The sequence below is a fragment of the Marinospirillum sp. genome (genome assembly GCF_014859565.1).
In genome coordinates this window covers 1-10,353 of the sequence record NZ_JACUUA010000127.1, presented here as the reverse complement: position 1 = coordinate 10,353, position 10,353 = coordinate 1, and the positions used below count along the sequence as shown (strand labels likewise).

At 51.2% G+C, this 10,353-nt stretch carries 14 protein-coding genes; 7 read left to right on the top strand and 7 right to left on the bottom strand.

All coding sequences use genetic code 11. The features are described from left to right. Positions 1–143: 143 nt before the first annotated feature. The 6 genes from IBX50_RS13770 to yegQ all read right to left on the bottom strand — a co-directional run bounded on the left by IBX50_RS13770 (position 144) and on the right by yegQ (position 5,603). Complete coding sequence (locus IBX50_RS13770) at positions 144–500, bottom strand: hypothetical protein (protein ID WP_292256741.1); 357 nt, start codon at positions 498–500, stop codon at positions 144–146. Continuing rightward, positions 497–1,693: an ATP-binding protein gene (locus IBX50_RS13765; protein ID WP_292256739.1), complete on the bottom strand. Its 1,197-nt coding sequence runs from the start codon at positions 1,691–1,693 to the stop codon at positions 497–499. The genes IBX50_RS13770 and IBX50_RS13765 overlap by 4 nt, the downstream gene beginning before the upstream one ends. 6 nt (positions 1,694–1,699) lie before the next feature. Further along, on the bottom strand, positions 1,700–2,383 hold the full coding sequence (locus IBX50_RS13760; RefSeq protein WP_292256737.1) for a response regulator transcription factor: 684 nt from the start codon (positions 2,381–2,383) through the stop codon (positions 1,700–1,702). Between the two features lie 83 nt (positions 2,384–2,466). Continuing rightward, positions 2,467–3,276 carry a TatD family hydrolase gene (locus IBX50_RS13755; RefSeq protein ID WP_292256735.1) on the bottom strand — a complete coding sequence of 270 codons (810 nt, stop codon included), beginning with the start codon at positions 3,274–3,276 and terminating at the stop codon, positions 2,467–2,469. 1 nt (position 3,277) lies between these two features. Beyond that, positions 3,278–4,201: a 1,4-dihydroxy-2-naphthoate octaprenyltransferase gene (menA, locus tag IBX50_RS13750; protein ID WP_292256734.1), complete on the bottom strand. Its 924-nt coding sequence runs from the start codon at positions 4,199–4,201 to the stop codon at positions 3,278–3,280. Between the two features lie 16 nt (positions 4,202–4,217). Then, on the bottom strand, positions 4,218–5,603 hold the full coding sequence (gene yegQ / locus IBX50_RS13745; protein ID WP_292256732.1) for a tRNA 5-hydroxyuridine modification protein YegQ: 1,386 nt from the start codon (positions 5,601–5,603) through the stop codon (positions 4,218–4,220). Positions 5,604–5,674: 71 nt separating this feature from the next. Between yegQ and IBX50_RS13740 the strand changes: the two genes are divergently transcribed. Genes IBX50_RS13740 through IBX50_RS13710 form a run of 7 tightly spaced genes read left to right on the top strand, consistent with a single transcriptional unit; the run spans position 5,675 to position 9,180 of the window. Next, complete coding sequence (locus IBX50_RS13740; RefSeq protein WP_292256730.1) at positions 5,675–6,028, top strand: YkgJ family cysteine cluster protein; 354 nt, start codon at positions 5,675–5,677, stop codon at positions 6,026–6,028. 16 nt (positions 6,029–6,044) lie between these two features. Further along, a complete protein-coding gene (locus tag IBX50_RS13735) occupies positions 6,045–7,082 on the top strand; it encodes a hypothetical protein (RefSeq protein ID WP_292256729.1) in 1,038 nt (345 codons plus the stop codon). 58 nt (positions 7,083–7,140) lie between these two features. Further along, positions 7,141–7,800 (top strand): Bax inhibitor-1/YccA family protein, encoded by a 660-nt coding sequence (locus IBX50_RS13730; RefSeq protein ID WP_292256727.1) that lies wholly within the window; start codon positions 7,141–7,143, stop codon positions 7,798–7,800. A 15-nt stretch (positions 7,801–7,815) separates the two neighbouring features. Continuing rightward, positions 7,816–8,211, top strand: coding sequence for a sulfurtransferase complex subunit TusD (gene tusD / locus IBX50_RS13725; protein ID WP_292256726.1), 396 nt, complete (start codon positions 7,816–7,818; stop codon positions 8,209–8,211). Next, positions 8,208–8,576 (top strand): sulfurtransferase complex subunit TusC, encoded by a 369-nt coding sequence (gene tusC, locus IBX50_RS13720; RefSeq protein WP_292256724.1) that lies wholly within the window; start codon positions 8,208–8,210, stop codon positions 8,574–8,576. Before tusD ends, tusC begins: the two co-directional genes overlap by 4 nt. 15 nt (positions 8,577–8,591) lie before the next feature. Beyond that, positions 8,592–8,870: a sulfurtransferase complex subunit TusB gene (tusB, locus tag IBX50_RS13715; protein ID WP_292256722.1), complete on the top strand. Its 279-nt coding sequence runs from the start codon at positions 8,592–8,594 to the stop codon at positions 8,868–8,870. Then, positions 8,833–9,180: a TusE/DsrC/DsvC family sulfur relay protein gene (locus IBX50_RS13710; RefSeq protein ID WP_292256720.1), complete on the top strand. Its 348-nt coding sequence runs from the start codon at positions 8,833–8,835 to the stop codon at positions 9,178–9,180. Before tusB ends, IBX50_RS13710 begins: the two co-directional genes overlap by 38 nt. On the opposite strand, the gene IBX50_RS13705 is transcribed toward IBX50_RS13710, so the two are convergent. Then, positions 9,177–10,353 (bottom strand): ATP-binding protein (locus tag IBX50_RS13705; RefSeq protein ID WP_292256718.1); only part of this gene is annotated, 1,177 nt, incomplete at its 5' end. The two genes, IBX50_RS13710 and IBX50_RS13705, sit on opposite strands and share 4 nt — an antisense overlap.

Below are 10,353 nucleotides of genomic sequence, written 5' to 3'. Positions count from 1 at the left end.
GGAGCTTTGCAACTACGGTGCTATTGCATCATGAAACTGTCTGAACCATTGAGTGGACAGTCTGGAAACTGCTCCGCCTTTGAAGTCGAGTGGAATGATCTGGATGGCAATCTACCCGCTGCCGCGTGGAGTTGCCCACCCCTCTAACACACCCTCAACGTGGCGTTGTTGATTATCCAGATCAACAGCGCCACTAACCCGACTCCAGCCGCGCCAACCACCACCCATTGCAGCCAGCTGAGATCCATTTTGATGTTCAGGCTACTTTTAGGGCGTACAGCTACTTCTCGTTTGTCGGTCCGCAGGCCGTCTTTTTCCATCTGGATCTGGGCGGCAGCTTCCACCAGCAGTTTTACATCCGGGGCGGCGCGTTCCAGTAAAAACTCTGCCGCAGCCTGCCAGTTGGGGTTGCTCTTTCCGGTTCTCAGGGTGCGCAGTGCAGATCCTGATGAGGTGAAGGTGGGTACATAACCGCTGGTTTCTTTGGGTGTCCTGCTCATGTGCGCTCTGCTTTGGGTTGTTCAAGATTGCGGATGGGTAGCTGTAAGGTGACTCGACAGCCCTGCCCGCTGGGGTTACTGCCTAAATGCAGCTCGGCTTTTAATTCTGTTGCTCGATGATGCAGGTTATTCAGTCCTCTGCCGCAGCTGTCTGCTGCTTCATGTAATCCCTGCCCATTATCACTGATACAAATGCACAGGGTAGCCAGATTCTCCATTCGGGCGCTCAATTCCACACGGGTCGCTGCAGCGTGTTTAATCACGTTCACCAGCGCTTCCTGCACTATACGCTGCAGGTTCAGGGCATCCTGGGGTGTCATCCCGGGGAAGTCCGGCAAATCATCCACCCGCCAGACCAATTCCAGCCCTGCACTTTGTAGTCTGCGTTCCATGCGGTAACGCAGTTGCCCAAGCAAAGTAGCCACATCACCATCAAAGGTTTGCAGCGAGTCCATCATCATGCGCAGGTCATCCAGCGCCAGCTGCAGATAATCAGCCAGCTCAGTGACACTGGCATGATCACCTTTGGCAGCATAAAGTGCGGTAGTCAGTTGAGCACCCAAACCATCATGCATTTCCCGCAGCAGGCGATTGCGTTCTTTTTCTATGGCTTCTCGTTCCTTGCTGTGGCGTAGTTTGGCAACGGCCTCATGGCGGCTTTTTTCATAAAAGTAGACCAGCGCTGTTAGTGCCAATGAAGCAATGACAATATTGGATAGAGAAACAATGTTGTAGGGTGCCGGTTCCCAACGCTCTAGCCCAGTCAGCAGCAGCAGGTAAACTGGTAAAAACACCAGCAGTACAGCATAACTGCCACGCCTTAATCCGTTCAAAAAATAGGCAAAGGGTGGAAAAGTGGCCAGCCAGAACAGACTGTATTGGTAGTGCTGCTCTATATACAGATAACTGACCAGTGCCATGCCAATAATCACAGTGGTGTAAAAACCCCCTCTGACAATATTTCGACTGCGGCGAAAATAAACCGCTGCCCCCAGTGAGCCAATAAAAGCAAAAAGGTTTAATAAGCCGGGTGCCAACAAATCAAACACCAGAAAATTCAGCAGTACAAAAAGGCCAAAATTCGCCAGGGCTGCCAGTAACATGGCATTAATCAGATAAGCACGACGGTAGTGGCGGCTTTCTGGATGAAAACCGCCCCCACAGGTGACATAGTTTTGCCAGATTTTTTTCATGCTTTTTTAACTCAGGTTCCGCATATCTAATAATCCCTGACGTGTTGCAGCAAACACCGCTTCATTTTTGGTTTTGACCGACAACTTGCGGTAGAGATTTTTGATGTGGGAGTTAACGGTGTGGCTGGACACTTTTAAATCATCAGCCACCTCCCGGTAGGTATAACCCCGCGCCAGCAGTTTCAGCAGTTCCATTTCGCGCTTGGTTAGTGCCACCGTATCCTGTTCTTCAGTATTTTGTTGTTTATGGCCGCTATCACTGCCCTGCATTTTTTTCAGCAGGTGCCGCGCAATCATTGGGCTCATCGGGCTGCCACCATCACACAGCTGGATAATGTGCTCTGCTAAACTGGCTTCATCAGTATCTTTGAGAATATACCCACTGGCACCGGCTTCAATGGCCTGAATCACATGACCCTCATCACCAAACATGCTGACCACCATAATTTCCGTAGCGGGCAGTTTCTGGCTGATTTCATCAATAATTTCCAATCCGGAGCCATCCGGTAATCCAAGATCTACCAGCAGCACTCTTGGACACTCACTAAGCACCAGCTCTTTGCCCTGCTTAACACCACTGGCTTCACCGACCCACTCCAACGCCGGGTTTTTCTGGATGGAGGCTTTAAAGCGCTGGCGGACTGCTGGATCATCATCCACCAGCACCACGGTGATTTTTTCTCGATTCATACCAACTACTCTCCCTGGTTTTTTACCTTTAAATTTCTTGCCTGTAGTTTGTTTTAATCAGCAGGTTAAATCAAACCCTTGAATCAGTGAGTTTTTTGCAGTGGAAAGGTTTTTGGAAAGGTTTTTGGAAAGGTTTGTTGCAGGTTGTTTTGTAATTCTAAAGCCAGTTCTGCAGCCGGGGTTTGTCTTAAATCTGCCCAGCAGTTCAGCACCTTAACAATATTGGCCGGTTCATTGCGCTGTCCTTGCTGGCCTGCCAGCGGCATATCCGGGCTGTCGGTTTCCAGTAAAAAAGCAGTGGCCGGCAGCTGACTGGCAATGTGCCGTAAACGTCTGGCGCGGGGATAGGTCAGGCTGCCGCCCAAACCCAATCGAAATCCAAGATTCACCAGTTGTTGAGCCTGTTGCAGGCTGCCGGAAAAAGCATGAACCAGACCACCACAGGTCAGGTGCTTTTTTCTGAGCCGCCGGATGACTTCGTCCATACCCTTGCGGATATGCAGTACCACCGGCAGGTTAAAGTCTTTTGCCAGATCCAGCTGTGCATCCAGCAGTTGCCATTGTTGTGTCTGCTGCTCCGCTGTGGGGTCGTGCCAGAAATCCACACCAATTTCTCCCACTGCCACTACCTGCGGGTTCTGTTGCAGTGCTTGTTTTAAGGCATCCAGATCTTCTGACCGATGCTGAGTCATAAACATCGGATGCAAGCCCAAACAGGGGTAAAGCTGGGGGTCAGTGCTGGCCAGTTTTAACAGTCCATCCCAGCGCTTTGCGGTGGTGGCGGGTAGGATGATTTGCCGGATGCCTGCTGCGCGGGCTTTAATCAGCACCTGATCCCGATCAGCATCAAACTCAGGAAAGTCCAGATGGCAGTGGGCATCCGCCAGTTGCATGTTAATGCACCGCAAACAGCAGATAACCCACAATTTGCAACAGGCCAAATCCCGCCAGCAGGCGGCCAGTCAGGGGTGTTAGGGGTTTGCGTGTTTTGGGTTCTGCGGTTAAGAGTTGCAGGGGCTTGATGATCAGTGGCAGTGCCAGCAGGGTTAGCCAGATGCCGGGGGCCACGCCTTGCAGCCAGAGCAGCAGTGGCAGTGCAAACACCGTCAGCAGCAGCACACGGTAAATTTGTGCCACGCGCTGATAACCCAATCGTACAGTCAGGGTGCGCTGGCCTTCCAGTTGATCCAGTTCATAATCCCGCAGTTCATTCGCCAGCAGCAATAATGCCACCAGTAGACTTAATGGCAGGGATAACCAGAAAATCTGCCAGCTGAGTGAGTGAGCCATGACATAGTAGGCACCCTGCACCATCAACACACCCATCAGCAGAAAAACCGCCAGAGCACCCAGACCACGGCGTTTAAAGTCTACCGGCGGCTGGGAATAACAGAACACACCGATCACTCCCAGTAGGCCGATCCAGATCAGTAATGGGCCGGACAGGATCACCAGCCACAGACCCAGCAAGACACCGGCCAGAATGGCAAACAGACCATAATTAAAGTTGAGTCGGATACTGGTGGATATCTGATGTTGCTGTTCGCTGCTGAGGTGCCCAAAGCGTTCTGCAACCAGATCACGATCACCATAATCGTTGATCAGATTAACACCCGATTGCAGCAGCAGGCTGGCCAGCAGGGTGAGCAGTGCCACCAGCCAGGGAGAACCCGACTCATGCCAGCCCAGCGCCAGCCCCAGACCACTGCTCATTACACCAACCACCAGTGAGAAGGGGCGTAGTGCGGCTTTAAAGCGGTATTTATCCACCGACCAGATGCGCGTGAAAGCGGAGCTGCCGTTTAAAGTCTGCGCCATGTTGCGTCCTGAATAATTACATTGAGCCGTTTGGTAAATCCCTCATCACCATAGCATATTTGAGGTTTTCACCGTCCAGCAATTCACCGGGTAGAGGAAGACGAACGAAGTAACCCGTACCCGGCGCCACACTCATTGCCTGACCATTTTTAATGTTTTCCATGGCATCCAGTTTAAAGCGGCGATTACCCGCCGGAGTCATCAGTTCCAGTGTGTCGCCCAGCTCAAATTTGTTTTTCACTTCAACATCAATCCAGCCACGATTATCCGCTGCCAGCACTTCACCCACAAACTGCTGGTGGATACCCACCGAGTTGCCGGTTTCGTAGTTCTGGTATTCATCATGCACATGGCGGCGATAAAAACCTTCGGTATAACCCCGGTTGGCAAGGTTTTCCAGCGCATTCATCAGATCCATGTCAAACGGGCGACCAGCTACGGCATCATCTATGGCACGGCGATAAACCTGAGTGGTGCGAGCAACGTAATAATGGCTTTTGGTACGTCCTTCAATCTTGAGGGAATCAATACCCATTTCCGCCAGACGCGCCACATGTTGTACCGCACGCAGATCACGGGAGTTCATGATGTAGGTGCCGTGTTCGTCTTCATAAATGGGCATGTATTCACCCGGACGATTGGCTTCTTCGATCAATGCCGAAAGTTCTTCTTGCCCCTCTGTGCCGCCCGCCGTTTTGGTGGAAGCAATGTCCTGCCCCGGTGTCCAGATACCCTGATCACTGGCCTGTGCCAGCGGAATCAGGTCACCTGTGGCATCGGTGGTGGTCTGGATGGTGTTGTATTTCCAGCGACAAGCGTTGGTGCAGGTGCCCTGATTCGGATCGCGATGATTAAAATAACCCGACAACAAACAGCGACCTGAGTAAGCAATGCACAATGCACCATGGACAAAGGTTTCCAGCTCCATGGTTGGGCATTCCTGGCGGATTTCTGCAATCTCGTCCAGCGACAACTCCCGCGATAAAATAATGCGCTGAATACCCAGCTGCTCCCAGAAACGCACTGCGGCATAGTTCACCACGTTGGCCTGTACCGACAGGTGGATCACCTGATCCGGCCATTTTTCCCGCACCATCATGATCAAACCGGGATCAGACATGATCAAGGCATCAGGTTTCATCTCGATGACAGGCGCCATGTCTTTGAGATAACTGCGAACTTTGCTGTTATGGGGGGCAATATTGCTGGCAACAAAAAACAGCTTGCCGCGCTGGTGAGCGTATTCTATGCCTTCACCCAGCTTGTCCAGCTTGAAGTCATTGTTGCGCACGCGCAGACTATAACGCGGCTGACCGGCATACACGGCATCAGCGCCGTAAGCAAAGGCATATTGCATGTTGCGGAAGGTGCCCGCAGGGGAAAGTAGCTCGGGGGATTTCATTAAACTGAATACCTGACTATTAAGCTGGGAATAACCATCTATATTAACAAAGCCGGAAGTGAAAAAATACCATGATTCCCCTGAAAAACCCTGATGAGTCGAGCCTGGATGAATCACTGGTCATTGCGACTAGCCATGGTTGTCGTCCCGGTTGTGGTGCTTGTTGTATAGCACCCTCCATCACCTCTGCCATCGCCGGAATGCCGGAGGGCAAACCAGCCGGTACTGCCTGCATCCACCTGACGCAAGATCAGCTGTGTGGTATTTTTAAACAGCCGGGACGCCCAAAGGTTTGCAGTGATTTTGAGTTTGATCCGAGTGTTTGTGGCACCTGCAGGGAAGAAGCACTGGAAGGATTAAACTGGCTGGAAGAAGCAACAGGCAGTGTATCCGCCATGAATGACGGGGTTTTACGGTTCATTTGATAAAAAAGGTAATACCATGCATCAGGCTTACATCATTGCTGCAGCAGGTCGTCAGGATGGTCAGGGCAGTCTGGCAGAGCTGGATTCCATGCGTGAACAGGTAACCGAAGCCGGTCTGAAGTTGGAGCATCTGGTGATCGACCCGATGGGGGCTGGCTGGGACACCCCCATCGCGCGTAATCACTTTCGTTCCGGTTGTGGCCCGCTGGAAGCGCTGGCTTACGCTCAAACTCAGTTGCGTGAAGGTGCCTTTGAAGCGGTATTCATTGAAGGCAGTGATGCCATTAAAACGGGTTATTCCCGCGAGGAACGCACTAGCCTAATGCAGGTGTACGGCAAGGATTACCCGCTGACAGAAGCCTACACCGATCTGGCACGTTATTTCTGCCGTGAGCAGGGTATGACTTTTGATGATTTTCGTCAGCTGCGTGATGCCTTGTTCAGCAACTACCAGCGTTCGGCTCCTGATACCCACCTTAACCCTGAGTGGCTGGAGCCCCAGACCGAACTCTTTCGGGGTGTGGACTGCGCCAACCCTTATACCGACTATACCGGCGGTCTGCTGCTGACCCGTGATGATCTGCTGGGTAGTTTTGATTTGACACAACCCGCTATTGAAGTAGCCGGTGTGGGTATCGGTTATGCCCAGGGTGATGGTGCTGATTATCTGGATGAACTGGCCAGCTACTGGCATCTGGAAAAAGCCCTGCATTATGCCAACTTACAGGCAGAAATGGAGTTTGCTGAGCTGTTTAACAGTGGTGATGCACTGCTGGAAGCCTATACCTGTTATCCGGTAGTACCATTAGCCTTGTTGCTGCATGGCAAGTTTGTGGATGCCTGGCAAGCCATCCCCGCCTGGCTAGCGCAGCATCCATTAACATTAAAAGGTGGTATGAATTTAAATCGTGCACCCTGGAATCTGCCCGCCCTGCGCGCTTTGATCGAAATGACCCAGACTTTACACCACCACCCAATCACGATGGGTGGTGTACACGGTAATGGTGGGCTGGGATATAAACAGGGCTTTGCCATTCTGCGCCGGAACCCGTAAGCTTGGACGTTGTCATATTTCCGGACATTTGATTTTAACCGAGCAGGAGACTTAACCCATGCGTTACGACGCTTCCACCACACAAACGGGTACTCGCACGCTGAGTGTTGAGGCTCACAAGGTTCTGCGTAACACTTACATGCTGCTGGGCATGACTCTGGCATTCAGTGCCCTGACGGCTTTCTTTGCACTGGTAACCGGCCTGCGTTTGAACATTTTTGTCTTTTTCATCGGTGCTTATGGCCTGATGTTCCTGACTCACAAGCTGGCTGATTCTGCCTGGGGTCTGCTGAGTGTTTTTGGTTTTACCGGTTTTATGGGGCTTTCTCTGGGACCCATCCTGAACATGTACCTGGGTGCAGGTATGGGCGGTGTAGTGGTTTCTGCTCTGAGCATGACTGCACTGGTGTTTTTTGGTCTGTCTGCTTTTGCACTGGTCACCAAAAAAGACTTCAGTTTTATGGGCAAGTTTTTGCTGGTGGGTGGTCTGGTGCTGATTGCCGGTGTACTGGCTAATCTGTTCCTGGGGCTGACTGGTCTGCATCTGGCAATCAGTGCCGGTTTTGTGATCTTCTCCTCAGCACTGATTCTGTATCAGACCAGTGAAATCATCCACGGCGGTGAAACCAACTACATTCGTGCCACTGTTGGCCTGTTTGTTGCCATCTACAACCTGTTCCTCAGCCTGCTGTCTCTGCTGGGCATGAGCAACGACTGATTAGAATCTGACTCAGTGGCTGATTTTGTTCTGAACATCTGTGGGGCGCCCTACTCCAGTTTGGCGCCCCTTTCTGCTTTGCGTTTTGCCCGTGCCGCACTGGCTGCAGGGTATCAGATCCGTCGGGTGTTTTTTTATCAGGAAGGTGTACATCTTGCCAATGGTTTGGTGTGCCCACCCCAGGATGAAATCAACCTGACCCGCGAATGGCAACAACTGGCGGCAGAACATCAACTGGAGCTGCTGGTGTGTGTTGCAGCCGCCTTAAAGCGCGGTATTGTGGATCAAAAAGAAGCCACACGTTTTGGGCTGGAACACCACAATCTTGCTGAGGGTTTTGTGCTGGCCGGCCTTGGGCAACTGGTGGATGGCATGGCACAAGCTGACCGAACCCTGACGTTTACCCGATGAAACCTTCTTCCTTTGATTTGCTGGTGATTTTCACCCAGCCACCTCTGAGTGCCACCAGCGCCAAAGAAGCACTGGATGTTGCACTGGTCAGCGCCACTTTTGATCAGACCACCGCTTTGGTTTTTGTGGCTGAAGGGGTGTTGCAGCTGGTGAAAGATCAACAGCCGGATGAGCTGCGTTTAAAAGGCATCCAGGCCATGTTAAAAGCCTTACCCTTGTATGATCTTGATCAGGTGTTTGTACAACAAGAGGCACTAACCCGTTATGGGCTGGAATCCAGCGATCTGCTGCTGCCGGTAAAGGTGCTGAACTCATCCGATCTGCAACAGATCATGGCCTGCAGCCGTAACCTGCTCAGCTTCTGAGGTCATCAATATCCCATGCCCACCCTGCATCAACTGAATAACAGCCACAAACTCGAAAGCTGCCTGCCTTTGCTGGCTGCTGGTGATCAACTGCTGTTGATTGAATCTGCTGTGACCTTGCTGCAGGATCAGCTTTTTCTGCAACGCCTGTCACCACAAATTCAGCTAATGGCACTCAGCAGTGATGTCAAAGCCAGGGGTTTGATGAACACCTGCACAGCTTCTGTCCAGCTGCTATCGGATGAAGAGTGGGTAAATGCCTGTCTGGAGGCTGATCGTGTCTGCAGCTGGTAAATGCCCACCGCTTGATCCGGAAGGTTATCTGGTTAATCTGTCTGACTGGAGCACTGAAGTTGCCGAATTGCTGGCGACACAGGATCAACGCCAGCTGACTGCAGCTCACCATGAAGTGATTCAACAGCTGCGTGATTTTTACCAACAATATGAACTCTCACCCGCCATGCGACCGCTGGTAAAACACCTGCACCAGCAACTAGGTGCAGAAAAAGCCAGCAGCATCTACCTGATGCAACTCTTTGGTGAAAGCCCCGCCAAAACCGCCGCTCGTTACGCGGGACTGCCAAAACCGGATAACTGCCTTTAGAACTCCACCCCTTCCAGTTCTGCCAGAGAATCAGGAGTCACATAGATGGCTTCATTGGCATGAGGGAATTGCGTGTAAAACTCCTCAAGTGCATCTTCATGCCGTAGTTTTGGCTCTCCATAGGTGACCTGGATTGGTGTGAGGCCGTTACGCCCATTAACAACAAAGTCCACTTCACCCTTGCCTTTCCAGTAACTGATATCCTGAACTTTACGACGCAATATCAGATAAACCAGATTCTCAAAGTCCTTGCCAAGATCCTCACCCACTCGGGTACTGATGGCTCGTCTCATTCCTGTATCAACAGCATAATACTTGCGGTTATGTCGAATACGTTTAGCTTCTGAATAAGCAAAGTAGGGGCAACTGAATATCAGGTAAGCATCTTCACAGGCTTGCAAGTAATGACTGACTGTTTCCGGGCTTAACTGCACACTTCCTGCAATTCGGCGCAGACTGATTTCTGATCCAACAGACTCCATCACCATCTTGGCCACGGCTTGCAAAGGACGACTTGATTTTGCGGCTACACGTTCACGAATATCCTTCTCAACAATATCCAGAAAATACTGCTGCAACAATTTTTCCGGCTGAGGAAAATCCAGTACTGCAGGAAAACCACCGGACCGGATAAATTGTTCGAGATTTCCGGCAGTCATCAGTTGCTGGAACTCAGCAAAATCAAATGGAAAAAGCTCATGGCGAAGATGCCGCCCCGTCAGTGAGCTTGCCAGCTCGCCACCTAACAGTTGACTGTTGGAGCCAGTTACAACAAAGCAATGTCCACTGTTCATTTCAAGCTGGGTATTCAGCCACTTTTGCCAGTTGCTGACGTTTTGTATTTCATCCAGAAAGAAAGTCCGCTTCTGGCTGATATCTCGGGCGACCAGCTGAAATAACTGCTCTAACAAGGAGGAGTCCAGATCACTCACCAGTCGCGGATCTTCAAAATTGATGAATACAGCTTGCTGATCCGAAATCTGATTGCTCTGCATCAGTTGATGTAACAAAGTGGACTTACCGCAACGTCTTACACCCTGTATCACGGTAACCACTTCCGGGCTGATGACACATTCGCGGGACAGCGCTCTTGGTACATGTCTGTCTGACTGCAATGTCCAGCTCGACCAGTCATTCAGCAGTTGCTGTAAAGCGGCTTCGGTAATCATTTTT

Excerpts from the sequence above, each read along its gene's own strand:
- IBX50_RS13770 (WP_292256741.1), bottom strand. The coding sequence starts at position 500 with ATGAGCAGGACACCCAAAGAAACCAGCGGTTATGTACCCACCTTCACC.
- IBX50_RS13765 (WP_292256739.1), bottom strand. The coding sequence starts at position 1,693 with ATGAAAAAAATCTGGCAAAACTATGTCACCTGTGGGGGCGGTTTTCAT.
- IBX50_RS13760 (WP_292256737.1), bottom strand. The coding sequence starts at position 2,383 with ATGAATCGAGAAAAAATCACCGTGGTGCTGGTGGATGATGATCCAGCA.
- IBX50_RS13755 (WP_292256735.1), bottom strand. The coding sequence starts at position 3,276 with ATGCAACTGGCGGATGCCCACTGCCATCTGGACTTTCCTGAGTTTGAT.
- menA (WP_292256734.1), bottom strand. The coding sequence starts at position 4,201 with ATGGCGCAGACTTTAAACGGCAGCTCCGCTTTCACGCGCATCTGGTCG.
- yegQ (WP_292256732.1), bottom strand. The coding sequence starts at position 5,603 with ATGAAATCCCCCGAGCTACTTTCCCCTGCGGGCACCTTCCGCAACATG.
- IBX50_RS13740 (WP_292256730.1), top strand. The coding sequence starts at position 5,675 with ATGATTCCCCTGAAAAACCCTGATGAGTCGAGCCTGGATGAATCACTG.
- IBX50_RS13735 (WP_292256729.1), top strand. The coding sequence starts at position 6,045 with ATGCATCAGGCTTACATCATTGCTGCAGCAGGTCGTCAGGATGGTCAG.
- IBX50_RS13730 (WP_292256727.1), top strand. The coding sequence starts at position 7,141 with ATGCGTTACGACGCTTCCACCACACAAACGGGTACTCGCACGCTGAGT.
- tusC (WP_292256724.1), top strand. The coding sequence starts at position 8,208 with ATGAAACCTTCTTCCTTTGATTTGCTGGTGATTTTCACCCAGCCACCT.
- tusB (WP_292256722.1), top strand. The coding sequence starts at position 8,592 with ATGCCCACCCTGCATCAACTGAATAACAGCCACAAACTCGAAAGCTGC.
- IBX50_RS13710 (WP_292256720.1), top strand. The coding sequence starts at position 8,833 with ATGCCTGTCTGGAGGCTGATCGTGTCTGCAGCTGGTAAATGCCCACCG.